The sequence below is a fragment of the Nocardia rhamnosiphila NBRC 108938 genome, from assembly GCF_000720425.1.
In the GTDB taxonomy this organism is placed as follows: domain Bacteria; phylum Actinomycetota; class Actinomycetes; order Mycobacteriales; family Mycobacteriaceae; genus Nocardia; species Nocardia rhamnosiphila.
This window is the reverse complement of sequence record NZ_JOAJ01000001.1, coordinates 81,753-106,247: the sequence shown is the minus strand read 5'-3', so window position 1 is coordinate 106,247 and position 24,495 is coordinate 81,753. Positions and strand designations below refer to the sequence as shown.

At 66.9% G+C, this 24,495-nt stretch carries 30 protein-coding genes and 1 pseudogene; 12 read left to right on the top strand and 19 right to left on the bottom strand.

Going from position 1 to position 24,495, the window contains the following annotated elements; all coding sequences use genetic code 11:
• Positions 1-26: 26 nt before the first annotated feature.
• Positions 27-506 carry an ArsI/CadI family heavy metal resistance metalloenzyme gene (locus IG75_RS0100520; protein WP_030519124.1) on the bottom strand — a complete coding sequence of 160 codons (480 nt, stop codon included), beginning with the start codon at positions 504-506 and terminating at the stop codon, positions 27-29.
• Positions 507-603: 97 nt separating this feature from the next.
• Here IG75_RS0100520 and IG75_RS0100515 point away from each other — a divergent pair, with 97 nt between their 5' ends.
• Positions 604-963 carry an Rv2640c family ArsR-like transcriptional regulator gene (locus IG75_RS0100515; RefSeq protein ID WP_030519123.1) on the top strand — a complete coding sequence of 120 codons (360 nt, stop codon included), beginning with the start codon at positions 604-606 and terminating at the stop codon, positions 961-963.
• A 239-nt stretch (positions 964-1,202) separates the two neighbouring features.
• The gene (locus IG75_RS38825) at positions 1,203-1,346 is read left to right on the top strand and encodes a hypothetical protein (protein WP_156058537.1); all 144 of its coding nucleotides are present in this window, start codon (positions 1,203-1,205) and stop codon (positions 1,344-1,346) included.
• Between the two features lie 104 nt (positions 1,347-1,450).
• Here the strand turns inward: IG75_RS38825 and IG75_RS0100500 are convergent, their stop codons facing one another.
• The 7 genes from IG75_RS0100500 to IG75_RS0100470 all read right to left on the bottom strand — a co-directional run bounded on the left by IG75_RS0100500 (position 1,451) and on the right by IG75_RS0100470 (position 6,679).
• On the bottom strand, positions 1,451-1,936 hold the full coding sequence (locus IG75_RS0100500) for a hypothetical protein (RefSeq protein ID WP_030519122.1): 486 nt from the start codon (positions 1,934-1,936) through the stop codon (positions 1,451-1,453).
• A gap of 115 nt (positions 1,937-2,051) precedes the next feature.
• Complete coding sequence (locus IG75_RS40560; RefSeq protein ID WP_281181593.1) at positions 2,052-2,246, bottom strand: recombinase family protein; 195 nt, start codon at positions 2,244-2,246, stop codon at positions 2,052-2,054.
• 280 nt (positions 2,247-2,526) lie between these two features.
• The gene (locus IG75_RS0100490; RefSeq protein WP_030519120.1) at positions 2,527-3,417 is read right to left on the bottom strand and encodes a Vgb family protein; all 891 of its coding nucleotides are present in this window, start codon (positions 3,415-3,417) and stop codon (positions 2,527-2,529) included.
• A 22-nt stretch (positions 3,418-3,439) separates the two neighbouring features.
• Complete coding sequence (locus IG75_RS0100485; protein WP_210436747.1) at positions 3,440-4,261, bottom strand: alpha/beta fold hydrolase; 822 nt, start codon at positions 4,259-4,261, stop codon at positions 3,440-3,442.
• A gap of 455 nt (positions 4,262-4,716) precedes the next feature.
• Positions 4,717-4,896, bottom strand: a complete 180-nt coding sequence (locus tag IG75_RS38815; protein WP_030519118.1) for a hypothetical protein — start codon at positions 4,894-4,896, stop codon at positions 4,717-4,719.
• Complete coding sequence (locus IG75_RS35885; protein ID WP_051714043.1) at positions 4,893-6,167, bottom strand: FAD-dependent oxidoreductase; 1,275 nt, start codon at positions 6,165-6,167, stop codon at positions 4,893-4,895. The genes IG75_RS38815 and IG75_RS35885 overlap by 4 nt, the downstream gene beginning before the upstream one ends.
• A 38-nt stretch (positions 6,168-6,205) precedes the next feature.
• On the bottom strand, positions 6,206-6,679 hold the full coding sequence (locus IG75_RS0100470) for a DoxX family protein (RefSeq protein WP_051714350.1): 474 nt from the start codon (positions 6,677-6,679) through the stop codon (positions 6,206-6,208).
• 126 nt (positions 6,680-6,805) lie between these two features.
• Between IG75_RS0100470 and IG75_RS0100465 the strand changes: the two genes are divergently transcribed.
• Positions 6,806-7,135: an ArsR/SmtB family transcription factor gene (locus tag IG75_RS0100465; protein ID WP_030519116.1), complete on the top strand. Its 330-nt coding sequence runs from the start codon at positions 6,806-6,808 to the stop codon at positions 7,133-7,135.
• Complete coding sequence (locus tag IG75_RS0100460; protein WP_373863733.1) at positions 7,132-7,845, top strand: cation efflux transmembrane domain-containing protein; 714 nt, start codon at positions 7,132-7,134, stop codon at positions 7,843-7,845. The genes IG75_RS0100465 and IG75_RS0100460 overlap by 4 nt, the downstream gene beginning before the upstream one ends.
• 46 nt (positions 7,846-7,891) lie before the next feature.
• On the opposite strand, the pseudogene IG75_RS40015 reads toward IG75_RS0100460, so the two are convergent.
• Positions 7,892-8,043 (bottom strand): annotated as a pseudogene (locus tag IG75_RS40015) (arsenate reductase/protein-tyrosine-phosphatase family protein); the annotation flags it as partial.
• Between the two features lie 443 nt (positions 8,044-8,486).
• Here IG75_RS40015 and IG75_RS0100450 point away from each other — a divergent pair.
• Positions 8,487-8,948 (top strand): tetratricopeptide repeat protein, encoded by a 462-nt coding sequence (locus tag IG75_RS0100450; protein WP_030519113.1) that lies wholly within the window; start codon positions 8,487-8,489, stop codon positions 8,946-8,948.
• A 174-nt stretch (positions 8,949-9,122) separates the two neighbouring features.
• On the opposite strand, the gene IG75_RS0100445 is transcribed toward IG75_RS0100450, so the two are convergent.
• From IG75_RS0100445 to IG75_RS0100435, 3 genes are all read right to left on the bottom strand, one after another.
• A complete protein-coding gene (locus IG75_RS0100445; protein ID WP_030519112.1) occupies positions 9,123-10,397 on the bottom strand; it encodes a cytochrome P450 family protein in 1,275 nt (424 codons plus the stop codon).
• Between the two features lie 97 nt (positions 10,398-10,494).
• The gene (locus tag IG75_RS0100440) at positions 10,495-12,099 is read right to left on the bottom strand and encodes an FAD-dependent monooxygenase (protein WP_051714041.1); all 1,605 of its coding nucleotides are present in this window, start codon (positions 12,097-12,099) and stop codon (positions 10,495-10,497) included.
• Positions 12,100-12,180: 81 nt separating this feature from the next.
• Positions 12,181-13,047 carry an SAM-dependent methyltransferase gene (locus tag IG75_RS0100435; protein ID WP_030519110.1) on the bottom strand — a complete coding sequence of 289 codons (867 nt, stop codon included), beginning with the start codon at positions 13,045-13,047 and terminating at the stop codon, positions 12,181-12,183.
• Between the two features lie 221 nt (positions 13,048-13,268).
• Between IG75_RS0100435 and IG75_RS0100430 the strand changes: the two genes are divergently transcribed.
• The 4 genes from IG75_RS0100430 (at position 13,269) to IG75_RS0100415 (ending at position 16,868) form a co-directional block, all read left to right on the top strand.
• Positions 13,269-14,438: a helix-turn-helix transcriptional regulator gene (locus IG75_RS0100430; RefSeq protein WP_030519109.1), complete on the top strand. Its 1,170-nt coding sequence runs from the start codon at positions 13,269-13,271 to the stop codon at positions 14,436-14,438.
• Between the two features lie 13 nt (positions 14,439-14,451).
• Positions 14,452-15,198 (top strand): 5-formyltetrahydrofolate cyclo-ligase, encoded by a 747-nt coding sequence (locus IG75_RS0100425; RefSeq protein WP_030519108.1) that lies wholly within the window; start codon positions 14,452-14,454, stop codon positions 15,196-15,198.
• 154 nt (positions 15,199-15,352) lie between these two features.
• On the top strand, positions 15,353-15,889 hold the full coding sequence (locus IG75_RS0100420; protein WP_030519107.1) for a DUF6879 family protein: 537 nt from the start codon (positions 15,353-15,355) through the stop codon (positions 15,887-15,889).
• Between the two features lie 157 nt (positions 15,890-16,046).
• The gene (locus IG75_RS0100415) at positions 16,047-16,868 is read left to right on the top strand and encodes a maleylpyruvate isomerase family mycothiol-dependent enzyme (RefSeq protein WP_030519106.1); all 822 of its coding nucleotides are present in this window, start codon (positions 16,047-16,049) and stop codon (positions 16,866-16,868) included.
• 73 nt (positions 16,869-16,941) lie between these two features.
• Here the strand turns inward: IG75_RS0100415 and IG75_RS0100410 are convergent, their stop codons facing one another.
• The 4 genes from IG75_RS0100410 to IG75_RS37805 all read right to left on the bottom strand — a co-directional run bounded on the left by IG75_RS0100410 (position 16,942) and on the right by IG75_RS37805 (position 19,292).
• Positions 16,942-17,409 (bottom strand): NUDIX hydrolase, encoded by a 468-nt coding sequence (locus IG75_RS0100410; RefSeq protein WP_030519105.1) that lies wholly within the window; start codon positions 17,407-17,409, stop codon positions 16,942-16,944.
• Positions 17,410-17,485: 76 nt separating this feature from the next.
• Positions 17,486-17,845 (bottom strand): RraA family protein, encoded by a 360-nt coding sequence (locus tag IG75_RS37950; protein ID WP_081876550.1) that lies wholly within the window; start codon positions 17,843-17,845, stop codon positions 17,486-17,488.
• 90 nt (positions 17,846-17,935) lie between these two features.
• Positions 17,936-18,676 carry a flavodoxin family protein gene (locus IG75_RS0100400; protein ID WP_030519103.1) on the bottom strand — a complete coding sequence of 247 codons (741 nt, stop codon included), beginning with the start codon at positions 18,674-18,676 and terminating at the stop codon, positions 17,936-17,938.
• Between the two features lie 214 nt (positions 18,677-18,890).
• Positions 18,891-19,292 carry an ArsR/SmtB family transcription factor gene (locus tag IG75_RS37805; RefSeq protein WP_063834077.1) on the bottom strand — a complete coding sequence of 134 codons (402 nt, stop codon included), beginning with the start codon at positions 19,290-19,292 and terminating at the stop codon, positions 18,891-18,893.
• An 84-nt stretch (positions 19,293-19,376) separates the two neighbouring features.
• Between IG75_RS37805 and IG75_RS0100390 the strand changes: the two genes are divergently transcribed.
• Positions 19,377-20,258: an NAD(P)-dependent oxidoreductase gene (locus IG75_RS0100390; RefSeq protein ID WP_030519101.1), complete on the top strand. Its 882-nt coding sequence runs from the start codon at positions 19,377-19,379 to the stop codon at positions 20,256-20,258.
• Positions 20,259-20,383: 125 nt separating this feature from the next.
• Here IG75_RS0100390 and IG75_RS0100385 read toward each other — a convergent pair whose 3' ends face one another.
• Entirely contained in the window at positions 20,384-21,757 is a 1,374-nt protein-coding gene (locus tag IG75_RS0100385; protein ID WP_051714033.1) for a PucR family transcriptional regulator, read from the bottom strand.
• Between the two features lie 232 nt (positions 21,758-21,989).
• Here IG75_RS0100385 and IG75_RS0100380 point away from each other — a divergent pair, with 232 nt between their 5' ends.
• Complete coding sequence (locus IG75_RS0100380) at positions 21,990-22,763, top strand: MerR family transcriptional regulator (protein ID WP_051714031.1); 774 nt, start codon at positions 21,990-21,992, stop codon at positions 22,761-22,763.
• Positions 22,760-23,545, top strand: coding sequence for an adenylate/guanylate cyclase domain-containing protein (locus IG75_RS0100375; protein ID WP_030519098.1), 786 nt, complete (start codon positions 22,760-22,762; stop codon positions 23,543-23,545). The genes IG75_RS0100380 and IG75_RS0100375 overlap by 4 nt, the downstream gene beginning before the upstream one ends.
• 34 nt (positions 23,546-23,579) lie before the next feature.
• Here IG75_RS0100375 and IG75_RS0100370 read toward each other — a convergent pair whose 3' ends face one another.
• Together IG75_RS0100370 and IG75_RS0100365 are read right to left on the bottom strand one after the other, a co-directional pair.
• The gene (locus IG75_RS0100370) at positions 23,580-24,032 is read right to left on the bottom strand and encodes a CBS domain-containing protein (RefSeq protein WP_030519097.1); all 453 of its coding nucleotides are present in this window, start codon (positions 24,030-24,032) and stop codon (positions 23,580-23,582) included.
• 68 nt (positions 24,033-24,100) lie between these two features.
• Positions 24,101-24,412 (bottom strand): DUF3303 domain-containing protein, encoded by a 312-nt coding sequence (locus IG75_RS0100365; RefSeq protein WP_030519096.1) that lies wholly within the window; start codon positions 24,410-24,412, stop codon positions 24,101-24,103.
• Positions 24,413-24,495: the final 83 nt, after the last annotated feature.

The following is a 24,495-nucleotide window of genomic DNA, read 5'->3' as shown; positions in this document are numbered from 1 at the left end:
CGGTGCCGGCGCCTCTACTGCCGCGCTCACGCCGGAGTGCAGCAGACGGTCTCGGCGTCACCGCGGCCGTCGGTACCGCAGCATGCCTGCACCGCTTCCTTGTCGGAGACCTCCACGAACTCCGGCGCGGTGCCGAACGACTCCGAATCCGCGAGGACGGTGTAGACCTCCCACCGCTCCTCGCCCGGCCCGGTCACCCACACCTTGTCCTGCGTGGCGAAACAACAGGTCGTCGCGATCTGCTCCTCGGTGAACAATCCGGCCTCCGACAGGCGCGCGATCTCGGAATGGACCTTCTCCGAGGACTCGACCTCGACACCGAGGTGATTGAGGCTGCCCCCATGGCCGGGGTTCTCGATGAGCACCAGCTTCAACGGCGGCTCGGCGACGGCGAAGTTCGCATATCCCGGCTTGCGTTTGGCCGGTTCGGTGCCGAACAGGGTCGAGTAGAACCCGACCGCGGTTTCCAGATCGTCGACGTTGAGGGCGAGCTGTATCCGGGACATCATGACCACCACCTGTGTGACATATATCGAATAACTGACGGCGGCCAGTCTGCCACCTTTTCGACATAAGTCAATATCTGCTGGTAGGATGCGATATATGCCCAAAGCGTTGCCCGTCATCGATATCACCGCCCCCGTCTGCTGCGCCCCCGTGGCCGCCGGCCCGGTCGACGACGAGGCGGCCCTGCACGTCGCCCTGCGACTCAAAGCGCTCGCCGACCCGGTCCGGGTCAAACTCATCTCCTTGCTGCTCGCCGACCCCGATACCGGCCGCACCGGCGGGGACCTCGCCGCGGCCGTCGGACTGTCGGAATCGACTGTCAGCCATCACCTCACCCAGCTGCGCAAGGCCGGGTTCATCGACTCCGAACGCCACGGCATGAGCGTGCTGCATCAGGCCCGCCGCGACGCCCTCACCGCACTCTGCACCGTCCTCGACCCCAACTGCTGCCGCTGACCCAGCGCGCTCCGAACGGATCACCAGGTCAGGGCGCGATTATCGTCTCAAATCCTTGATTGCCTGCTCACCGACCCGAAACGTCACCCGACGCCCGAGAAGGCCAGCGGTCCGGTCACATCCCAGCGCTCCCCGGACATGTCGTCGGCAAAGAAGTGGACCATGGCGCCTGCGTGCCCACTGTCGGCCGACCTGCTCATAGGACACCCCCGGGAATCGAGACGTCTGGATGCCGGTTCATGGTCGAACCGCTCGCCATGTGGTCTGAACCGGATGACCTCGATGTGAGCCGCCGGGGCGACGACATCCTGGTGGGCAGCGGGCGACCGCGCGACGCACTCCGGCACGAAGACGCACCCTGGTTCTGGGAGCTCAGCGCCTGAGGCTCCCGAACACAACGCGAACCAGCCAGAGTATCTGGCCGGTTCTCACGTTCCAGACCCGCACCCTGCGCAGCGGTCCGGTGCGGACCAGGGCGGGCCGCGGACTATTCCTCAGTCAGAGTCACGGTCCGGTTCTCGGCGGTGTCCTTATGGATCTCGACCTGGCTCATGTCCTCGGCGTCAGGCGGCAGGTAGGCGAACGCGGCGGTGATCTCGACCGCCCGGTCATCGTAGTAATACGTCATGAGTTCATTGCCGTCGCCGTCGTGAGCATCTGCGAGATTCGGGCCCTCGCCGTAGTCGAAGCCCAATGGCACCCTGACCTTCGTCTGCCGAGATTCGCTGTCACAGGTCACCTGACCCAGACCCTCGTCTTTCATACGGACGGGTTGGCCTTCTGGGCTTGTGAACCGCTCGGACTCGACCTCGACCCACAGGGCGTTGGCCTGGCCGGGTTCGCAGACGTAGGTGATCTCGGCGACGACCCACCAGCTGTAGTCGCCCTCCGCGTCCGGGAACGCTCTCCCGATCCATATGCTGGTCGTTGCGCTGGCCGGCCCGGCCACATTGACCAGTACAGCGGCGGTCAACGCGAGTATCGAAGCGAAAAGTCTCCCACGAATCACTATGTGTGCCTTTCGGTGTCGGCGGGTGGTGGAACAGATTCGTTGAGCCGACAGCAGCCTAGACCACGCCACACAGCAGTTATGCACAATTCCTATAAGTGAAACCGGAGGGGTTTGCGCGAGTCCCGGGGTAAGCGAACCCCAGGTCGCCGACATGGTGCGGATCGGCCCGGGATCCGCGACGGCGCAGGTCGGCCACGATCGAAATCAGGTCCTGCAGGGACCGGCCGAGGCGATCCAGGGAGGCGACCACGAGGGTGTCGCCAGCACGCACGTAGTCCAGGCACGCGGACAGCTGTTCGCGCTCGGCGTCCTTGCCGGTAAATTACCTGAACAGGTTGTCTCGGTCCGCTGATAGCCTCCCGCTGTCCGGAGCTCGGCCGGTGATGCAGTGACCGATTGAGCCCAAGATCAATTGATGGACAATCGCTGTGAGTGCAGCCCGCCGGGAGCGAGTCCTGTCGCGCCTGTTCGGTAGGCGCACGCGTGGCTGCGTACTGCCTACCGTGGTTTCGGAAGCCGCCGAGCACGGCCGCCTGCGGCAGTCGCCTGGGTCACGGCGCGACGTGGGCGACGGCTCCGATTTCCAGTGCCGTCCACACCGCGCCGTCGGGGCCCATGGTGATGCCATGTGGTTCGGATGCCGGTGTGGGCAGATTGTATTCGGTGATATCGCCCGCGTAGCTGATCCGTCCGAGTCGGTTGGCTCCCCATTCGGTGAACCAGCACTCACCAGCGGCTGTCGCGGTGATGGCGTGTGGTTTCGCCGCGGGGTCGGGTAACGGGAACAGTTTCATCGTGCCATCGGGCTCGAGGCGGCCGATCCGGCCGGCGGCGATATCGACGAACCATACGGCGTCCGGACCACACGTAATCCCTACCGGTGCGCCTGGATCGGGCAGTGGGTACTGGGTGATGTTGCCGTCGAGGTCGATACGTCCGATGGCGCCGGCTTGGTTGAGGGTGAACCACAGTGCGCCGTCGGGCCCGCGGGTGATCATGGACGGGAACCCGCCCCGGACAGGGAGGTCGATGTGGGCGATCTGTCCGTCGGGGGTGATGCGGCCGATGCGGTCGGTGTTCATCTCGGTGAACCACATGGCCTCGTCCGGACCGGCGCAGATCCCGAACGGGCTGCTGCCCGCCGGCAGGCCGAACGCCGTCACGACACCATCGGTGGTGATACGCCCGATGTGGTCGTCACCGGATCGGGTGAACCACAAGGCGTCGTCCACGCCGGCGGCGATGACCGTCGGTCGGGATCCGGCGGCGCCGACCGAATACCGGTCGAGCACACCGTCGACGGTCAGGCGGGCGATTTCGCCGCTCTGCGCCAGCGTGATCCAGAGCGCGCCGTCGGCTCCCGTGGTGATGCCGTATGGGCCCGCCGCGGCGTCGGCCACCGGAAACTCCTGGACGAGTCGACTGTCGGCATTTTGTGTCATCGATGGTCCTTTCTCGGCTCGGTCATTCACTAGCAGCGGCGACCCGGTGTACCAGGTCGACGATGATCGCGGCGAGTTCGGCGGGCCGGGTCATCGGCACGTTGTGTCCGGCGTCGATGCCGACCAACCGTCGATCGTGCCCGGCCCGGACAACTGCGCGAACCTCAGCGGAGCGCGGCGCGTAGAAGCCGTCCGTGGGCAGCACGATCGTCATCGGGCACTCGATCCGCCCGTACACATCCACACTCGGATATACAGCTGCTTCGGGGTCCGGTACCGCGGTCAGCGCGATCTCTTCCACGGTCGGGCGCCGCACATACCCACCGTCCGGGCGGGCAATGAAGCAGCGGCGCATGACCTCTCGCACCAACTCCGGACGGGCGCCGGCGTTGAGCCAATCTGTATCGGTCTCCCGCGCGCACTGCTCGATGTAGTCGAGCATCCGGCGTTCGTCGGCGCGCCACCCGTAACGAAACATCTCCCGCAACCGCTGGGCCGCCTCGGGCTCTCGCCATTGCGCGTTGCCGAGCACCGTTGTCTCACGATCATCGAGCACGAGGCCGTCGACCAGACACAGAGCCCCCGAATCGACAATTCCGGCAGCTGCCGCCGCCGTTACGGCGTACCCACCGGTGGAATGCCCCACCAATACCGGCCGATCCCATCCCAGCGCGACTACCACCTCGCCGAGATCACGCCAGTACTGCTCGGGTGTTCGAGAATCGGCCTCCGTGTGCCCGTGGCCGCGAAGATCGAACGCCACCACACGGCAGTGCGCCACGAGATACGACGCCACCTCCGACCACGCCACACAGTTGTGGCCGCTTCCGTGCACCAACAGCACGCCAGTGCCTTCGCCTCCGAAGTCCACCCCCGACAACACACCACCGGACACACGCACCCTGACTTCGGTACCCAACACAAGCCGACACTGTGCCCAGAGCAGCCGTCACCCCGCAACTCTTTAACAACACAGAGACTCGATCCGTGCCCCCAGAACCGGCCGATTCTCATACCGCGCCGCATGTAAAGCATCGCTGAGCAGCGATGATGAAACACGCGAGCATTCAAGAATGCATCAATTATCGAACATCTGGGCCGAAACGGGCTCCGTGATCGGTGCCCGACGATGAACGCCGTTGCTGCTTCTGCCCGGGATCCTCGTCGGTTCGCGCCTGGATAGGGTGACGTTGGCCGACCGCGCGCATGTAGTGGGTTATGCCAGCCAGGCGCATATGGCGGCGGAAGTGCGGTGCCTCACCGGCCTCACGGCTGTCCGTTTCCTGAAAGACGCCACGCTCACCGCTGCCTGGCCTCCGGTGCATGAGTATCGACCTGGGAGCCGCGCGGCGGTTCCTCGAATCCGGTGCCCGTGTCCTGGAACGCCACCAACTGGCGGTTCTTCTCGACAACGGACCTGCCGAGCCCGTACTGACCGCGCTCGCGGCCTATCAGAACGATGACGGCGGATTCGGTCACGCCTTGGAGCCCGACGTGCGATGCCCCGGTAGCCAGCCGGCCGCCGCACTGGCAGCCCTCGACGTACTCACCGACATCAACGCCACCCACACCCCTATGGTCACCGACGTCGCCGACGGCCAGGAAATCCCCCTCACCCTTGGCCGCCAGGCCCTCCCCGAGTTCGACGTAGCAGGCGCCCTTGCCGGTGAAGCGGGTGTCGGGGCGTCGTAGCCGAGGTAGCGGGCGGCTTGGTGCGCGGCCACCTGCGCTTGGGCTTCGGCGAAGACCGCCGCCTTCGGCAGCGGTTTGCCGTTGGGCAGCAGCAGCGCGGTGCTGTCCCCGACCGCGAACACCCCGTCGGCGCTGGTGGCCAGGGTGGCCGGGTCCACCGGGATCCAGCCCGCCGGCCCCAGCCCGGCCGAGGCGGCCGCGGCGGAGGGTGCGTGCGGGGGGACCACGGCGAGCAGATCGAACACTTCGGTCGATCCGTCAGCGAACGAGACCGTCCGCGCGTGGGGGTCGATGTCGATGGCGGACTTGTTGCCGTGGAACCCGATCCCTGTGGCGCTCATCAACTCCACCAGGGCGTTCCCGACCTCAGGGCCGGCGACCGGCATCGGCAGCGAGTCCGGGGTGAACGCCTCCACCGCCACCGCGCCACCGGTGTGCTTGCCGGCGAGCTGGTCGGCGATGAGGAAGGCGGCCTCGAACGGCGCGGCCGGGCATTCGAACGGGGCCGAGGCCACCAGCACCAGCACCCGACCCGACTCCACCTCACCGATCCGGCGGTGCAGGTCGGCGGCCCCGTCGAGGGTGTAGAACTGGCCGGCCACCCCGGCATCGAGTGCGGCCTGCAATCCCGGCAGCGCGGCGGGGTTCAGTCCGGCGCCCAGGGCGATCACCAGGGCGTCATAGCCGATCCGGCCGGCCGCACCGCAGTCCACCCTCCGCGCCCCGACATCGATACGGGCGATATCACCCGACATCATCTGCACCCCGGGCAGCGCCGCCGCGCCGGGAGCCACCCTGACCTGTTCAGGGGTGCGCCAGCCGCGCAGCACCCACAGCGACGACAACCCGAGGCTGCCGGTGAACGCCCGGTCGATCAGCACCACCCGGTCCTCACCCGCCAGCACGGTGCGTAGTTCGGCCGCAGCGGTCAACCCGCCCACCCCGGCACCGAGCACCACCACGGTCTTGCCCATGATCTCCTCGTTTCTCCCGATCGAGCAGGGTCGGACATTGATGACCTGGTCGGCCCAGGCACTGCATTCGACCGGCTCCACCATCGACGAACCGGTCCCGCGCGTCCATGCACGTCCCGCGGTTACCGCACATCCTGCCCTTGCCGTCCCCTGCCGCCGGTGAGCCGAGCACGCTGGGCGAGCACCGCGTCCAGCGACCAGCGGCCGGGGCCGGCCCACAGCAGGAAGATCAGCCCGAGCAACATCGCGAAATCGGTGCGGGCATCGTGGGCCATGCCCCAGAAACCCTCTTTCCCATCGAACCCGCCGGGGCGCAGCTGCGGCAGTTTGGTGAGCACGATCGCCCCGCTGATGTCGATGAGCAGCGGGATCGCCGCCAGACGGGTGAGCAGACCGATGATGACCAATGTGCCGCAGGCGATTTCGACGACCCCATCGAGGTTGGCGAAAAACGTCGCCGCCGGTATCCCGATCTTCTCGAAACGTCCCGGCCCCAGCGCGTGGGGGTAGAGGAACTTCTGTATCCCCTCGCTGAGAAACACCAACCCCACCGCCACCCGGATGCAGATCACCGCCGCCGGGCCCTCGGAGCCCAGTATCTGCGGCCACGACCACCGCCGCGCTTCCGTCATCAGCACTCGCCTCCCGATCTCGTCGCCCGATCCAACCGCGTTGAAAGTTCATTCTTTCCTGAATACAGATTGCAATGTACTGTCCTGTGTGTGGAAACCGCTGTACACACCGCCGCCCTGGCCCGGTTCGGGCACGCCCTGTCCGACCCGACGCGGACCCGGATTTTGCTGTCCCTGCGCCAAGCGCCCGGCTACCCGTCGGATTTGGCCGAGCAGATCGGGGTTACCCGCCAGATCCTGTCCAACCACTTGGCCTGCCTGCGCGGATGCGGGCTGGTGGTCGCCGTGCCCGAAGGCCGGCGCAGCCGCTATGAACTCGCCGACCCCCGGATCGCCGCGGCACTGCAGGATCTACTCGGGCTGGTGCCGGCGGTGGACCCGGCGTGCTGCCCGGACGCCGAGAGCGAGGGCTGCTGCTGATGGCCTCGCTCGGCATGCCCCCGCTTCCGTCCGCGGTGACCGTCTCCGGACCCGACCCGGATCGGAAAGCATTGCTGGCGCGGCGGATCCGCTGGTTCGTCGCCGCGACCATCACCTACAACGTCATCGAAGCGATCATCGCCCTGTCCGAAGGCGCCCGCGTCTCCTCGACCGCGCTGATCGGGTTCGGCCTGGACTCGGTGATCGAGGTGTCTTCCGCGGCCGCGGTCGCCTGGCAGTTCGCCGGCCGCAACCCCGAGGCCCGGGAAAAGGTCGCACTGCGGATCATCGCCTTCTCCTTTTTCGCCCTGGCCCTCTACGTCACCGTCGACTCGATCCGGGCCCTGTTCGGGCTCGGCGAAGCCCAGCACTCACCCATCGGGATCGGGCTGGCCGCGGTGAGCCTGGCGATCATGCCGATCCTGTCCGCCGCGCAACGCCGGGCCGGGCGCGAGCTGGGATCCGCTTCGGCGGTGGCCGATTCCAAGCAGACGCTGCTGTGCACCTACCTATCAGCGGTGCTGCTGGCCGGGCTGCTGCTCAACAGCCTGTTCGGATGGTCATGGGCCGACCCGATCGCCGCCCTGGTCATCGCCGCGATCGCGGTGAAAGAAGGCCGCAACGCCTGGCGCGGGGAGACCTGCTGCCCGAACCCCGCCGCCCTCCCCCGCGGCGCAGCGGCCGGGCACGACTGCGACTGCTGCGACTGAACCACCACACCCCGGAAGGACCCTCACCGTCACGCTTTTCGGGTTGCACCTCGAGCAGCACCTCGACAGCGACCGGGTCGACCATATCGGCGGGTGCGATGCCGGCGGAGCGGGCCCGGATCCGGTCACCGGCGCAGTGGGTGAGAACGCGGCGGCCGTCCGGGAGCGTCCGGCGTTGCGGACGCACACGAACAACACGCTCGTGCGGAGGGGAGTACGGGTTTGTTCAGGCCGTGGTGTACACGATGCGCACTGGGGCGTCGGTCGAGCGGGCGCGTTCGAAGGCCTCGGCGAGGTCGTGGACGCCGACGGTTTCGCCGATGGGGGGTGGGGTCGACGGTTCCGGCGGTGACGAGGTCGAGGGTTTCGTACCAGTCCTCGACCGTGGGGCCGCCGCCTGGCATGGTCGAGCACAGGCATTCGGTGCGCAGCGGCGAATTCGGCGGCCGTAGCCGGTGCTCGCAGGCAGTGGTGGCGGCGTCGGTGGCGCTCGTCACCGGGGTCATATGGCGGTCGACTCGCAGCCGTATTCGACTGTGCCAGTCGAGTTCATGAGGCAACCGTGCCGGTCGCGCGGAATCGTGCGCATCGCTACGATCCGGGGTGACCATCCGGAGCCGATCCGATGAAGGAACCCGCCGATGATCACTGACCCGACGATCACCCGGATCGGCGAGGCGGTGACGCTGCACCATCACCAGGGGCAGCGCGCGGCCGCGCACGAGATGTTCACGCAGATCTGGGACGATATCGGCGGCGAGCAGGGCGACCCCCTGCACATATGCGTCCTGGCCCACGCGATGGCCGATGTGCAGGACGATGTGCGCCAGGAACTGACCTGGGATCTGCGTGCGCTCGCTGCCGCCGATCTGGTCACCGACGAGCGGGCGGCGGAGGCCGGGGTGACGCTCTCGGTGTCCGGTTTGTATCCGTCGTTGCACCTCAATGTGGGCGAGTGCTACCGCAAGCTGGGCGATCTCGACCGTGCCCGAGAGCATCTCCAGCGGGCGCGGGAGACGATCGGCGCGCTCGGCGACGACGAGTACGGGCAGCTCATCAGGGGTGGCCTGGAGCAACTGGCGCAACAGCTGTCCACCGAGTGATCACGGGGGGGCGGCCGCGCGGTGCCCGGCGCCGGCCGCCTCGTTGCGGGCGGCTCCGATGTCTCCACCGTTGTCCGGCCGGTAGGTGAGTTTATCTGCCGCTGCGGGTATTTCATCTGATACAGGGTGATGAGTTGATGGGCGGCCAGCGAGTTCGTGATCATCTCCGGGCGTCTACGGGAGGGTCACCGGTGGGGCGGGCCGGAAGGTGACCGGTAGGGCGGTCAATGCCCGGTGGAACGGTCCGGGACGCCACCGCAATTCCGTGACCGGACACGCCAGTTCCATATCGGGAAGTGCGTCCAGGAGATGGTCGATCGCGTCTTGGACGATGAGGTAGGCGATCGAACGGGCGGGGCAACTGTGCGGACCCGCGCTCCAGGCCAGGTGGGAGCGGTTTCCGGTACGGTCTCGGCCGGAGACGGCGGGGTCGGTGTTGGCGGCGGCGAGGCTGATCAGCACCGGCCGGTGGGCCGGTAGCCAGGTGTCGGCGACCAGCACGGGGTTGCGGGGATAGGTGGTGCAGAAGTTGGCCATCGGCGGGTCGTCGAACAGTACGTCGTCGAGTGCGTCCCGGGTGGAGAGGCTGCCGCTGATCAGGCCGCCGCCGAAGCGGTCGTCGGTGAGCATGAGCAGGATCGTGTTGGTGATCAGGTTGGATTGGGCTTCGCCGCCGGCTCCGTAGAAGCTCATCAGTTGCGCGAGGACTTCGGCGTCTTCGAGCCGGTGCGGGTGTGTGAGCAGGCGCGAGGTGGCGTCGTCGCCGGGGTGGGCACGCTTGGACCCGATCAGTTCGCTCAGCGCGGCATGTACCAGCCGCATCCCTTCCGCCGCGCCGACGGTATCGAAGCGGGCAGCCATCCCTGCCGTCACGCGCTCCCCTACCTCGGGCGAGCAGCCCATGATCCGGTTCAGGACCGCGAAAACCAGCGGGCGGGCATACTCGGTGACCAGGTCCACGGTCCCGGACCGGCAGAAACCGTTGATCAGCGAGGTCGCCGACCGTGCCACTGCGGTCCGCAATTCGTGGCCGTCGACGGCGTCGATACTGCTTTTCGAGGCTTTTCGGTAGCGGTCGTGCGCGACGCCGGTGCTGTACCGCGCGGCCGGGAGCCAGCGCATCATCGGCAATATCGGTGAGTCGGCGGGCACGGTGTCCTGCCAGGTGCGGGGGTCGGCGGGGAAATGCTCGGAATCGTGCAGGATGCGTACCGCGGCCTCGAATCCGAGCACCAGCGTGGCCGGTACTCCGGGCGCGAGTTCGACCGGCGCCAGGTCACCGAATCGCTGTCGCATGGTGCGGTACGCGTGGTGCGGGTCGGCGGCGAATTCGGGGGCGTACAGAGGCACGCGCGGTCCGGCGGCGTCCGCCGGCGAGGTGTAGGTGACCGGGCGGCGACCTGCCGGTTCTGTGGCGGGGAACGAGATCGAAGGTGGTGATGAAGGCATGGCGGTTTCTTCCAGAGACGAGTGCACCCAGGCGCGGACCCGCTGCCCGGGCACGATGACGACCGGCCCGCGTACCTGTGCACGGGGCCGAGGTGTGTCAGATCAAGCCGAGATCACTCGATAACGAGGCAAGCAAAGCGTCCTGTTCGCTCAACCGGCAGCGTCGGCTGATGTACCCGTCGGGCCGGATCAGGCACAGGGCGTCGCCATCGGGTGCGCCGTAGAGGGCGTGAACCCGGCAGCTGTCAGCGGTGCGGGCACCGTCCGGCGCGGCGGCGTGGTGGCCGGGTGGCGTGATGACAACCGGTTCGATCCGAGTCCTGAACAAGTGGTGCATGCGGGCTATCAGCTTCTCGATATCCGCGGCCGCCGAGGGTTCGCGGTGGAACACCAGCAGAGTGTGTCCGGGATGCTGTAGCAGCTGATGCAACCGCAGGCGTGGGCTGATCTCGATGTCGGGGGCACGGTCGCCGGTGGCCGGACCGTCCAACGGCCGGTGCAGCGATGTCGCGGTGCCGGCCGCGCTCTCGTAGCGGTAGGCGATGCCGGAGACCCGGGCCACCGCGCGTTCGGTGAACCCGGGCTCGCGGGCCAGGGCCAGGCGTTCGGTGATCGAAATGCCGTGGTTCATCAGCACCGAATGCAGCTCGTGAGTGCCCTCGATCACCTGTTCGGCGATCGGTCGCCGCTCCGCCTCATAGGTATCGAGCAGGGTTTCGGCGGCTTCCCCCTTCACCACCGCCGCCAGTTTCCAGCCGAGGTTGAACGCGTCCTGCATCGAGGTGTTCTTGCCCTGCCCACCCGCCGGGGAACGCTCATGACCGGCGTCTCCGCACACCAGGATCCGGCCGGTGCGATACCGGGAAGTGATCCGCCGCCGCGCCCGGAACACCGACGACCACTCCGGCTCCCCTACCTCGATCGCGCCCGCGAAATGCGCCTCGAGGACTTTCCGGAAATCCTCGACAGAGGTGTCGGGGTCGCGACCATCGCTTTTCTCGCTGATCAGGACCCGCCACAGCCCGCCCGGCAGCGCGGTGGTCAGCAGCATGTGGTCGAGCGCGATCCGGTAATCGACACCACCGACCTCGACCGGACAACCCCGCAACGGCACATCCATCATCCGCATCGTCGTGTCCGCGTATTCGGCTCGGCTGACCTCGGCACCCAGCGATGCGGCGACAGTGCTGTGTACGCCGTCGCAGCCGATGAGCCAATCCGGCCACACCGTCTCCGTGGCGCCGGTATCCGTATCCCGCAGGGTCGCTGTCACCTCGCCGTCGTCGTGGACGGTGACCGAGAGCAGTTCGGTGTGCCAGTCGATGACCCCACCCAGCCCGGTGAACCGTCGGCGCAGGATTTCCTCGGTGTCACGCTGGCTGATGCTCCGGTAGTACGGGTAGTGGCTGTCGAGGCCGGTGAAATCCAGCCGCACCTTTTCTTCGGCGCCGGTGAAGTGGTAGTCCATCCACTCCCCGCGCAACCCTCGGTCCTGGAATTCCTCGACCACACCGGCCAGCTCCAGCAGCTCGAGGGTGCGGGCATGGACAGTGAACGAACGCGATGTCGCGGCCGGCGAGGACAGCTTGTCGATGACACGGCAACTCACGCCGCGGCGCAATAGTTCGATACCGAGGGTGAGACCGCTCGGCCCGGCGCCGACGATCAGAACACCGAGATGGGAAGCAGGCGAAATAGGCATGGCTGAACGCCCTCCGATAGATCGAGATGGTGAAGGAATCGCGTGTCCCCCTGCGACACGCATGCGGAATGCTGTCGGCGACTAGCGCAGCGACAGCGGAGAATTGGGTTTGTAGCCGAGCCCGCCCAGCATCAGGGCCTCCGGCGGCCTCGTGTGCACCGCCGGTCCGAAAGGCCACCAGTCATCCAGAGGCACGAGCCCCGGTTCCAGTAATTCCAGCCCACAGAAATAGGCGCGGATCTGCTCCCGAGTCCGATACCGGCCCGAGCCCAGTCCACCCTCGACGAACACTCGCTGCAACCGCACCGCCAGTTCGTGACCCGCCGGGTCTTCTTCGGCGGGATCCCAGAAATGGCTGATCGCCACGTAGGAACCCCGGGGAAGCCGCTCGATGTATTCGCGGATAACGCCCGCCGGGTCGAACTCGTCGTCCAGGTGGTGCAGTAACCCGCACACGATCAGGCCGACCGGCCGATCCGGCTCGAGATAGCCGAGCACCTCTCTATTCTGCAGGAGCGTGCCCTCTTCCAGCAGGTCACCACATACGATATGGGTAAATGCGTTTTGCGCCAATATCGCTCGACCATGCGCGGCGCACAGAGGGTCGTTATCGACATAGACCACCCGAGCCGCCCGATTTCCCAGCTGAGCGACCTCATGGGTGTTGACCACCGCGGGAAGCCCGGCGCCGACATCCAGGAATTGATCGATCCCGGCCTGCCCGGCCAGGTAGCGCACCACTCGATACAGCCAGTCCCGGTTCATCCGTGATACATCGCGCTGTCGGGGTGCGACCGCTAGAACTTGTTCGAAGGCCGCGCGATCGACGTCGTAGTTGTCCTTGCCACCCAGGCTGTAGTCGTAGACCCGGGCAATACTTGCTTTAGTTGTATCCACGCCGAGCGGGGCACGAGTGCCCGTCTCAGGTACGCGGATGGTTCGGGACATGAAGCCTGACCTCCAAAGTGCGACTGGTCGAATGGGGTAGCTGAATCGACGTGGCGTCGCTATCGCCGTTGCTGGTGTGCAGGTGAGCGCCGTAGCCTCAATACAACCGGCGGTAAGGGGTTCCGGACCAGAGCAAGATCGCTGCAATGCTGTCTCGAGGTTGTCGCACGTAGCGTTCTGACCAGCGTATTCATCGTTCGAAGATCACCAGGGGACATGGCATGGGTGTACGACGAAAGCGCCTCGCGCAGCGGCGCAGAGCCGTTGGCTTCAGCCAGGAACGATTCGCTGAACAGCTGCGGGTCGACCGTTCTACTGTCGCCCGCTGGGAGGCCGGCGAGAACGAGCCCCTGCCGTGGTTACGCCCTGAACTCGCCCGTGTGCTTCACGTATCTGTCGACGAGCTCGATGAGCTGCTGTCGGAATCAGAAGAAGATGATGTGCCTGTGGACGGACCGCTGCATTACGCCTTGAAACATCCCGCCGGCGTCGATCTCTATGCTGCCGCGAGTCTGCGCGATCGAGTGCAGACACTCGACCAGCGCTACGACAAGGTTGCCTCGACCACGCTGCTGGCAGACACCGGTCAATGTCTGGGCCAGGCGTCGTTCCTCCGGGCGAATGCTGCCACCAGCCGTGTCCGGCGTGAGCTGTATGCGATCGAGGTAGAAGCGGCGACGCTCATGGGCCAGCTTCTCTGGGACGCTTCCCAACGCCGCGACCACAGCACCGCTTGCATGTACTTCAACCAAGCAATCGCCGTCGCCCGACAACTCCACGACCCTGATGCGGAAGGGCTGGCGTTGCTTCGGATGAGCTTCGTTGCACTGTACGGCGAGAAGAAGGACCCGCTCACCGGACTCGACCTGGCGCTGCGGGCAGCGCAGGTCACCGACCGAACCAGCCACGTACTGGCCGGACTGGCCGTTCTCCACGCCGCCGAGGCCTATGCGATGGTCGGGCAACGACAGGAATGTGAGCGATCCCTGGCCGATGCCGAAACGCATTTCGAGCAGATCAACATGACCGATGCCGCAATGGACCTGTTCTCACCCACTCAGCACGGTCGCCTGGCCGGCTCGTGCTACCTGTTCCTCGAAGACGCCGAACGCGCCCAGCCGATCCTCGAGTCCACCGCCGACAAGCTTCGAGATCAGTCGAAGTCCCAGGCCATCGTTTTGGGCAATCTGGCAACGGCCTACATCCGACAAAAGAAACTCGAGGAGGCGGCCGCCGCGCTGCACGGAGCGATAGACGTCGTGGAAGCCACCCGGGGAGGTGGCGGCATGAACGTCGTTTTCGGCGCCGCACAGAGCCTTCGTCCATGGCGGAACGTCGCCGAAGTACAGGAAGTGTGCGATCGCCTACTCGGGCTGATGGTCTCGGCGTAAAGGATTGAACGATATGGACAACGATGGAGCCAAACACGCTATTCGGGAGCGTGTGTGGGCACTGTTGGAGCAGAAGCAGGCGGCACCGCCGGGTGTACGCGGATACATTCCGAGCTTTTTCGGTGCCGAGGCTGCCGCGGCCCGCTTGGCCGAGTTGCCTGTGTGGAAGGGGGCGCAAGTAGTGAAGGCGGTCCCGGACACGGCGCAACTCCCCGCCCGGGCTCGAGCCCTCGCCGAGGGCAAACTCGTCTACATGGCGGTCCCGAAACTGGCTGAGCCGCTGCCCTTTTACCTCTTGGACCCGAAAAAACTGACAGTGCCTGTGGAGGAAGCTGCGTCAAGCGCAGTAGCCGCCTCGGTCGCCACCAAGATCGGTGTCGAGGACATGCAGCCGGTCGATTTGATCATCTGCGGCAGCGTCGCGGTCAACCGACACGGGGTACGACTCGGAAAAGGTGCGGGTTACTCCGATATCGAGATGGCGCTCCTGCAAGAAGCAAACTTGATCGGCCCGACGACCACCATCGTTACTACAGTGCACCCGCTGCAGGTTGTCGACGAGGATCTCCCCGAAACAGGACACGACTTCAGCGTCGACCTGATTGTCACGGCCGATGAGGTCGTAGAATGCCATCCCCCGCGCCGTCCCCACGGTTTGGTCTGGGATGAGCTGCAGCAGCATCAAATCGCGTCGATTCCTGTCCTGGAGGCGAGACTGAAACAGCGTTCGAATTCCACACGAGGTCCATCGAAACGTTGACGCCTTCCTATCAGCCAGTCAGAGATACGGGAATGAGTTGCGTCCCCGCCGACTTGTTTCGCCGGTCGACAGGCTGCGTTAGCGTTGTACCGCATGATGATTTGCATTCCCGAGACCGCGGTCGAAGTATTGATAACCGAAGAGGTGACCTCGGATGCGCCAGGTTCTCGGCGGTGATCCGTTCGACGAACTCCTGAACGAGGCCGTTTCATCTGCGTTCCACCTCGAAACTGGCGACGACTACCTCGCCGAAACCGAGTCCGAGTCCCTGCGCAGGTGGCGCGAAGACGAGACCTGCGACCCCGGCGGCGAATGGTTCAGGCCGTGGACCGACCAGGTTCGGCGGATGACGGACCGTGGCGTAACCATCCAGCGCGCCCGGGTCGTCAGCGAGCCGCACACCGTCTACACCCGGTACCTGCTCGCTCTTGCCCGGCACAACACCGCGGCCGGTGAGCAGGTGAGCTACCTCGCCCGGCAGGACGCCCACCCGTCCGACGCGGCGATCGAGGATTTCTGGCTACTCGATAACCGCATCGTGTCGTTCAGCCTCTTCGACGACCGCGGATACTGGATCGGCGGATCGGTCACCGAAGATCCAGTACTTGTGAGCCACGCGATTGCCATCCGGGCCCGAGTACTGGCGGCGTCCATCCCGTACGACAGATACCAAGAGCAACATTCCGCGTGAGCGATTCTCTACGGCTCAGGCGCGCTTTGAGCGCGCGTCCGCGCGAATTCCGCGACGATGGCGGGTGCAATTCCCGCACCAGGCAGTACCCGGGTCTGATCTCACAGCCTGAAAAATCGGTGGCTCGGTGGTGGCGGGACGGGTTGACTGCCCAACCATGATTCCCCTCGATACCCGGCCGCTGTTCCGGCGTGAAAGGCAGGCGCTGCTCGAGCTGCTCCGGTCGCTGGACCCGGCCGACTGGGAGAAGCCGACGGTGTGTCCTGGCTGGAGTGTGGCCGATGTGGCCGCGCACATCCTCAACGACTATCTGCGGCGGATCTCGGGCAGCCGGGACGAGCACGGCGGGGCCGTGTTCGCCGACGACGAGACCCTGCCGGCGTACTTGGCGCGCGTGAACGGGGAGTTCGTTCGTGCGATGCGTCAGTGCAGCCCTCAGGTGCTCACCGAGCTGCTCGCCCACCTGGGTCCTGAGCTGGATCGCGTCTGGGCGGCGACAGCGGATCTCGCCGGACCGGCACGGCTGAACGTGTCGTGGGCGGGGCCCGGTACCAGTCCGGTATGGCTCGACATCGCCCGTGAGTACACCGAGTTCTGGGTGCATCAGCAGCAGATCCGCGATGCGGTGGCCCGTTGTGGCGCCGACGATGTCGCACTGGTGCGCCCGGTGCTCGTGACTTTTCTGCACGCGGCGCCGTGGGCGCTCCGTGATCGGGTCCGGCCCGGTGGGACGGCGGTGCGGTTCGAGATCACCGGTCCGGCGGGGGGTTGCTGGTCGGTGGTGTCCGACGGTAAGGGATGGGATCTGACGGCGGCTCGGGCCGAGGAGCCGGCCGCGGTCGTATGCATGGACCAGGACACGGTCTGGCGGCTGGCCAGTCGTGGGATCACCGTTGCGGAGGCGCGTCAACGCTCTGAACTGCGTGGTGACCCGGGACTGACAGAGTCGGCGACGACACTGCTCGCCGTGGTCGCCTGAATCGATAGCCGGCTACAACAAGACCCGGACGGACCGAGCCGTACCGCACTATGCACTGCCGGGCCGACGATTGTCAGCGAAGTCGGTCGGCGAGTCGGGTCAGCAATGGCCGCTGGCCGGTGGTCAGCTTGTCGTGCGCGGTGGTCAGATCGAACCATTCGACCCGATCGACCTCGGGGAAAGCGCGGTACTCGCCCGACCGCGGCGGCCATTCCATCTCGAATGTCCCCGGTACCACCCGCGCCGGATCGAGCTCGCCCTCCACCGCCCACACCGTGACCTGCTTCTTGCTCCGCCCGCTGCCGTAGTGCACTTCTCCCAGCGCGATCCACTCCCCGACGGGCACCGGCACTCCCAATTCCTCGTCGAATTCGCGGCCGGCGGCGGCGCGGGCCTCCTCGGTCTCCGGCTCGTACTCGCCCTTGGGGATCGACCACGCCCCCGAATCCTTACGCGCCCACAGCGGCCCACCCATATGCCCCAGCAGCACGTGAACCTCCGGCTCACGACGAAACAGCAGAACTCCGGCGCTGTATTTCATGGCGTGCAGTCTGCCCCACTCCACCCCCGGCATCGGAACCGCCGAGGACGAGACCGGCCGGGGCCGGGAGCCGCGATCAAGTGTGGGTCTCATTTTTGCCGCGCTCATCCGCCCCGCGCTCATCCTGGATCTGCAGGGCGGCTTCGGCGTCTTCACGCTCGACCGCCTCCGCTTCGTCGAGCACGCGGCTCAGACTGTCGGCGGGTATGGCCACCGCTCCGGCCGCGTCGGCATACACCAGGTCGCCGGGTATGACAGCGACGCCGGCTATCTCGACCGCGATATCGGCCCCGTAGGGCATCACAGTGTCCCCGCCCCAGCGGGTCGCCTCGCCGCGACACCAGGTCGCGAAGTCGTCACCGCGCAGCTGTTCGAAATCGCGCAGCCGGCCGTCGGCGAGTACACCGGCGAGCTGGTGGTGCTCGACTCTGCCCAGCTTGGTACTGCCACCGTGGGATGCGCAGGCGGGGCCACGAGTCGGTGCCGTGCTGCTGTGTGGTCATGGTGTCCCACTCCGCTCGATGGGCTACCGGTGTTCGGGATTGTCGGACTCGGGCCGGCACCCCGCGCCCCACAGGCTGCGCTGATTGCCGTAGGCCGGTATACCGTCGTTGACCTGCAGCATCTTGGCGAGATGAAGCAGGTTGTAGGTCATGAAGGTGGTATTGCGATTCGTAAAGTCGTTTTCCGGCCCGCCCGAACCGGGATCGAGATATGAGGGACCGGGCCCGGCTTCCCCGATCCACCCGGCGTCGGCCTGCGGAGGAATGGTGTAGCCCAAATGTTGCAGGCTGTAGAGCACGTTCATCGCGCAGTGTTTGATGCCGTCCTCGTTGCCGGTGATCAGACATCCACCGACACGGCCGTAGTAGGCGTATTGGCCACGCTCGTTGAGCATGTTCGAACAGCCGTAGAGCCGCTCGATCACTCGTTTCATCACCGAACTGTTGTCGCCGAGCCAGATGGGTCCGCACAGCACCAAGATGTCGGCGTCCAGTACCCGGCCGAACAGTGCCGGCCATTCGTCGCCGGCCCAGCCGTGTTCGGTCATATCCGGCCAGACCCCGGTCGCGATGTCGTGATCGACCGCGCGGACGATGTCGACCTCGACACCGTGCCGCCGCATGATCTGCGAACTGCGCCGAATCAATCCCTCGGTATTGCTCACCTCAGGTGAGCGTTTCAAGGTCGCATTCACGTACAACGCCCGCGAACCGGCCGCCGAGAAGCCCTCGGCCTCACTTCTGTGTTCGGCCCCTGTGCTCATGGCGACGCGCCGCCGGTCCGGCCGGACATCGACGCGCTGCGCCGGTCTCCCGGGCAAAGACACCGCATATCGAATCTCCTTCCGATCGATGGCCGACCGGTATGCCGACCCGAAGATATGACTGCGCGACCAACACCTATATGTCCATCTTCCTTCGAGAAGACGGATCGGCAACCCCCGCCGGACCGCGCCGAACCTTCGGTACGCGCCCCGGTCAGTGCGCTGCCACGGGCCGTTTCAGCGCCGCGAGCAGTTTCGCACGGTCCTCGGGCGAGCCGGTCCATTTCTCGTCGTCCTCGACGAGATCGGCCAGGGCGCGGAACACCACGTCGAGCAACCCCGGGAACCGGGCCTGCAGGTCCGCGGAGCGCAGGCGCATCACCCTGGTGCGTCCGGTGACCGTCGTCCGGGTGATACCTGCTTCGCGCAGGACCCGGTAGTGATGCGAAAGCGTGGACTTGTGCAATTCGATGTTCTGACTGAGTTCGCCGCAGTTCTCGCCCTCGTCGGTGGCCAGGCAGGCCACCAGTTGGAGCCGGATCGGGTCGGACAGCGCGTGCATGACCGCCGCCAGCTCGAGGTCGGCGGTATCCGGGTGTGACAACTCGGCGGGCACGAACGCGCCTCCCTTCAGCTCTTGACAGTTTGAGAATCATACAACAATTATTGTTGGAAATTCTTCAAACAATCTGGAGGCGGTATGTCAGGCGAAGCACGTACACCCGTCGCGGTCCTGGGGCTGGGACTCATGGGGTCGGCGATCGCGAAAACCTTCCTGGCCGCGGGTTATCCGACGGTCGTGTGGAATCGCACCGGGGCGAAGGCCGATGCGCTGGTCGAGCTCGGTGCCGGCCGGGCGGCGTCGGCGGCCGCGGCGGTCGCGGCCGCTCCCCTGGTCGTCGTCTCGCTGCTCGATGACGACGCGGTGGAAGCGGCATTGCGCGACACGGGCCCGCGGCTGCGCGGGCGGGTGCTGGTGAACCTCACCTCCTCGACCCCCGAGCAGTCGAGAAAGCGCGCCGAGTGGGCCGGGCGGCACGGTGCCGAGTACGTGGACGGCGCCGTCATGGCGGTGCCGCAGGGCATCGGCACACCGGACGCGCTGCTGCTGTACTCGGGCTCCGAAAGCGGTTATCGCGCAGCGGAACCGGCATTGAGCGCACTCGCCGAAAAGGGCACCTATCTGGGCGCGGACCACGGACGCGCCGCCGCATTCGACGCCTCGCTGGTATCGGTGTTCTGGCTCTCGTTCTTCGGTGTGTCCCTGGGCATCGCACTCGCCGAGGCCGAAGGGATCAAAGGCAGCGAACTCGTCCCGTTCACACCCGCCGTGGTCTCGCTACTGCCCGATATGGCGGCGCAAACCGCCGCACAGGTCGAAGCCGGGCACTATCCCGGCGACGACACCTCCATTTCCTCGGCTTACACCGCGTTCACCACACTCCGCGAAGTGATCGCGCGCCACGGCATCGACACCGGCGTACTCGATGCCACGGGCGAGGTCTTCCGGCGCGCGCTGGCGGCCGGCCACGGGGCCGAAGGGCTCGCCCGTCTGGTCCCGGTACTCGCCGGCGACCGCTGAGTTCACATCGGCCGCGGCGCCGGACGATGCCCGGAAGCAGGCCGCCACCTCAACCTTCGTGCAGTCGGCCGCCCCGGGCCCGCGGAGCCACCGCCGTTCGCAGGGCCGGGGGGGACCGGCCTCCATCACCGGCCCCGTGCCGGAGCGGGGACGCGGGCCCGAGTATGGATATCGATACTCTGGATCGGCGGCCCGGGCGGGCGGCCGATATCGGAGTCTTCGGCGGTCGGCTGCGGGCTTTCCCGGTCCGCCGCAACCGGGGTGTCGGCGGAGCCGGTCTCGTAGGCGCCGGCGACCAGAGCAGCCCGGAGATACCACAGGTCATCGGCGCTGGCGGGGTCCAGCCCGGTGTACCGGGCGATACGCCGCAACCGGTAGTCCAGGGTATTGGCGTGAATGCCCAGCACGCGGGCGGTGCGCCGGCGATTGCGATCGTTGTCCAGATGCGTGGCCAGGGTCTGTAGCAGGTCGGCATGGGGTAGCAGCGGTTCCAGGGCTGTCGCCAGACGCTTGCGCGCGGGCCCGGGCCGGGTGATCTGGTATTCCACGGCCAGATCGGCCAACCGGTACAGACGGGCGGGACGGCGCAGCCGCTGGGCGAGGTCGAGCAACTCGTGTGCGCGGCGGGTCGCGTCGGGCACCTCGTCGTGCCGCGCGTGGACCACGGTGGCGAGCAACGATCCGCGCACCGCGCTCTGCAGCCGGTCGAACAACCGGGTGACGGCGAGATCATCATGCGCCCGGTCCGGCAGGAGGACCGTGCCACCGGCTTCGCTGAGCCGGGCCAGCGGCATATCGCCGCCGCGGGCGAGTTCGGCGCGCACGCGGCGCAGCCGACGCTGCGCGTGCGCGGGGCCGTACCCGTCATCGCCGGTCTCGCCGGGCGGGCCCGTGAGGTCCAGCGCCAGCACCGCATAGGCGGTCGCCTCCCGGAAACCGCTCTCGCGCGCCGTCCCCGCCGTGCTCGTACCCGAGATCAGCGCGGTGGTCAGCGCCTCGGCACCGGCGTAGCGCGCGATGGTATGGGCCCGGAACTCACGCAGGTATGCCTGGGTGAAGGTGGTGATGACGCGATCGAGTACTTCGCCCAGGCGTTGACCCACGACCACCATCGCCGGACCGTCGGCGGTCCGGGCCCGCCGGGCGAGCAGATCCAGCACGAACCGGAACCCACGGTGGATCGAATGCTGCACCGCCTCCAATGCCACGCCCTCCGCGGCCCAATCCTCGATCTTCCGGTGCAGTGGTGCGGGCACCTCCCCCACGCCGCCGTCCTGTAGCGCCGCGGCCACCAGGTCCAGGCATCCGGTGACCACCTCGGCCGCGTCGCGCCGCCCCACCCCGCACGGCATCAGCGCCGCCGGCTCGGTCCCGCCCCCGTCCGGGGCCAGATGGTCCAGTAATTGCTGGGACAATCGGGGACCGTGGTGCAGATGCCCGACCGCGGGTATCCCGGCGATCTCCAGTTCCCGAGTTGGGTAAGGGCTGCCCGTCAGCACCGACCTCGACCTCCTTTGCCGACGCGTGCCCGGAGCCGACGGTAGCATCCGAGCCCACGTCCATATCAGTAAAAACTGTAACCGACGGTGAGCTGCACCACAACGCGCACCGTGTTCGCCCCGGTGGACGGCGACAGTTCCGAACCAACTGTCGATTCGAATCAGCATCTACTGAGACAGTGTGGTTGAGTTAACCGTAATTCGGCTGGCGGACCGGTGTGCAGGAGGACGATTGACGACTCAGCCCACACAGGAATACCGGGTCGCGGAACTGGCCGAAGCGGCCGGTGTCGCGGTGCGGACGATCCGCTACTACCAGGAGCGGGGCCTGCTCGACGCACCGCGGCGGCAGGGCCGCCACGCCTACTACAACCACGCCCACCTCGAGCGGCTGCGCCTCATCGCCGACCTGCTCGCCCGCGGCCACAGCCTCGAAGGCATCGCCGACCTGCTCGACAGCGCCGAGCGCGGCGGCGGCGTCTCCGAACTGCTCGGGTTCGAAACGGCGGCCGCGGAGGCCTGGGGCGACGAGGAGGTCACCATCGACCTCGAGCAGATGCTGACCCGCTTCGGCGACCAGGCCACCCCGGAGGCCATTTCCGAAGCCATCGCGCTCGGCTACCTGCGGATGGAGGACGACCGCTTCGTCTACTCCAGCGGACGGCTGCTCGAGGCCGCCACCGCGTTCGTGGCCACCGGTATTCCGCTGCGCTCGATACTCGCGCTGAGCTGGGAACTCGAGGCGGCGTTCGACCGGATGGCCTTCGCGTTCGTCCGGGAGTTCCGGACCCACCTGCTCGGCCGGGTGCTGGAGGACCCCTCCCCGGAACGGGTCGACCAACTCGCCGAAGCCCTCGCCCAGCTCCGCCCGCCCGTGCGCCTGGTCGCGGACGAACTGCTGGCACGCGCCATGGACCGCCGTATCCACGCGGACCTGCCCGAGGTATCCCAGCAGCTCAGCGAGGCCGCCGGCGGCGACCTCCCCGCGGATGGGCCCCGCCCGTGATCGAATACGTACTCGCCGCGGCCGTCGTCGCGGAGGCCGCCGCCCTGATCGTGCTGTGGCGGCTGCTGGTGCGCAGCCGCCAGGAACTGGCGGAACTCCAGCGCAGACCCGACACTCGACAGCTGTTGATGAACCACGGGCGGGAAGCGGTGAAGACCGTGTGGCAGACCGCGAGCCTCGTGCGCGCGAAAGGTTTTCGCGCGGCGGTACTCAGCTCGATCGAGGACCTGGCCGGCTGGGCACAGGTCGAACGCCCCGATCTGGCGCGGCTGACCGCCGAGGGCGATGTCGTGATCGCCTTCTCCGATATCGAGGGATCGACCGCGCTCAACGAACGGCTGGGCGACCGGGCCTGGGTCGCGCTGCTCGGCCGCCACGATCGGCTGATCCGCAGATCCGTCGCGGCACGCGGCGGTCATATCGTGAAAAGCCAGGGAGACGGCTTCATGATCGCCTTCGGCGACGCGGAGCAGGCGGTGCGGTGCGGCCTCGAAGTCCAGGCGGCGATCGGCACCATCGCCCGGCCCGCGGGCGGTGTGCGCGTGCGGATCGGTATCCACCTGGGCAGATCGGTGCGGCGCGGCGACGACCTCTTTGGACGGAATGTGGCCATGGCCGCCCGGGTCGCCGGTCAGGCGCACGGCGGCGAGATCCTGGTCAGCGAGGAAGTACGCGACGCCGTGGCCGCTGTCCCGGATATCGCCGTCGCCGCCACCCGCGAAGCCGAACTCAAGGGATTTCGCGGCATCTACCGCCTGTACGCGGTCGCCCCGGCAGACTGAAACCCGGCCGGGCCTGGCACGCGGAGAAGCCGGATCAGGTCGCCGGGGGCTCCGTCGGAAGCGGCAACTGCTGCTCGCAGACCTGCTCGACGAATTCGCCCGTCGTCGCCGCGGGCAGATGCCGCGCGATATCGGCCTCGGTGACGATCCCGATCAGACGGCCCTCCTCGGTCACCGGCAGGCGCCGCAGCTGATACCGCTGCATCGTCGACAGCGCGTCGGCCACGTCGATATCGGCGGCCGTCGTATGCAATTCGTCGGCTTGAGCGAATTCTCCCGCGGTGGAGGTCGCCGGGTTGTGGCCGAGAGCCACACAGTTCACCACGATGTCCCGGTCGGTGACGATCCCGACCGGCCGCCCCTCGCCGTCGCAGATCGGCAGAGCGCCCACATCGCGCTGCCGCATCTGCTGGGCGGCGGTGGCCATGGTGTCCCGCACGCCGATGCTCACCACTGCCGGATGCATGATGTCACGCACTGTGGTCATACTTCCTCCTGGTTTCGAGGTCGTTGCCTGTCGTTCGATCATCACGCTCCGGCGGTGCCGGCTCGGCGCTACCCGATCGACTCCCGGAAGGCCGCGCCCTCCTGGAACGCCTGCGCTACCTCGGCGAGTTCGGCGACCGGGTGGATCTGGTATTCGGCGATCATGCCGAATTTCTCGGGAGCGTCGAGCAGGTTCATCGGGTTGTCGGTCTCTACCACCGCGAATCCGCCGGTGCCGTCGAGCCGGCCTACCATCTGGTGATAGGTCACCCCGTCGGCCGGTTTCCAGCTCCCGAACACTTGCAGGGCACGCTGAATACTCGCCTCGTTCTCCGCTGCGGAGCCGTTCCAACGATACGTCCACGAAACCACGTATTTCATCTGTCCTCCCAGAGATGTTCCGAAGATGTTGTTAGCACGCAGGGCAGCCCGCCCGGAAATGCGGGCCCGGCCGGACTCACCTC

Excerpts from the sequence above, each read along its gene's own strand:
- IG75_RS0100520 (WP_030519124.1), bottom strand. The coding sequence starts at position 506 with ATGTCCCGGATACAGCTCGCCCTCAACGTCGACGATCTGGAAACCGCG.
- IG75_RS0100515 (WP_030519123.1), top strand. The coding sequence starts at position 604 with ATGCCCAAAGCGTTGCCCGTCATCGATATCACCGCCCCCGTCTGCTGC.
- IG75_RS38825 (WP_156058537.1), top strand. The coding sequence starts at position 1,203 with ATGGTCGAACCGCTCGCCATGTGGTCTGAACCGGATGACCTCGATGTG.
- IG75_RS0100490 (WP_030519120.1), bottom strand. The coding sequence starts at position 3,417 with ATGACACAAAATGCCGACAGTCGACTCGTCCAGGAGTTTCCGGTGGCC.
- IG75_RS35885 (WP_051714043.1), bottom strand. The coding sequence starts at position 6,167 with ATGGTGGAGCCGGTCGAATGCAGTGCCTGGGCCGACCAGGTCATCAAT.
- IG75_RS0100450 (WP_030519113.1), top strand. The coding sequence starts at position 8,487 with ATGATCACTGACCCGACGATCACCCGGATCGGCGAGGCGGTGACGCTG.
- IG75_RS0100445 (WP_030519112.1), bottom strand. The coding sequence starts at position 10,397 with ATGCCTTCATCACCACCTTCGATCTCGTTCCCCGCCACAGAACCGGCA.
- IG75_RS0100440 (WP_051714041.1), bottom strand. The coding sequence starts at position 12,099 with ATGCCTATTTCGCCTGCTTCCCATCTCGGTGTTCTGATCGTCGGCGCC.
- IG75_RS0100435 (WP_030519110.1), bottom strand. The coding sequence starts at position 13,047 with ATGTCCCGAACCATCCGCGTACCTGAGACGGGCACTCGTGCCCCGCTC.
- IG75_RS0100430 (WP_030519109.1), top strand. The coding sequence starts at position 13,269 with ATGGGTGTACGACGAAAGCGCCTCGCGCAGCGGCGCAGAGCCGTTGGC.
- IG75_RS0100425 (WP_030519108.1), top strand. The coding sequence starts at position 14,452 with ATGGACAACGATGGAGCCAAACACGCTATTCGGGAGCGTGTGTGGGCA.
- IG75_RS0100420 (WP_030519107.1), top strand. The coding sequence starts at position 15,353 with ATGCGCCAGGTTCTCGGCGGTGATCCGTTCGACGAACTCCTGAACGAG.
- IG75_RS0100415 (WP_030519106.1), top strand. The coding sequence starts at position 16,047 with ATGATTCCCCTCGATACCCGGCCGCTGTTCCGGCGTGAAAGGCAGGCG.
- IG75_RS0100410 (WP_030519105.1), bottom strand. The coding sequence starts at position 17,409 with ATGAAATACAGCGCCGGAGTTCTGCTGTTTCGTCGTGAGCCGGAGGTT.
- IG75_RS0100400 (WP_030519103.1), bottom strand. The coding sequence starts at position 18,676 with ATGAGCACAGGGGCCGAACACAGAAGTGAGGCCGAGGGCTTCTCGGCG.
- IG75_RS0100390 (WP_030519101.1), top strand. The coding sequence starts at position 19,377 with ATGTCAGGCGAAGCACGTACACCCGTCGCGGTCCTGGGGCTGGGACTC.
- IG75_RS0100370 (WP_030519097.1), bottom strand. The coding sequence starts at position 24,032 with ATGACCACAGTGCGTGACATCATGCATCCGGCAGTGGTGAGCATCGGC.
- IG75_RS0100365 (WP_030519096.1), bottom strand. The coding sequence starts at position 24,412 with ATGAAATACGTGGTTTCGTGGACGTATCGTTGGAACGGCTCCGCAGCG.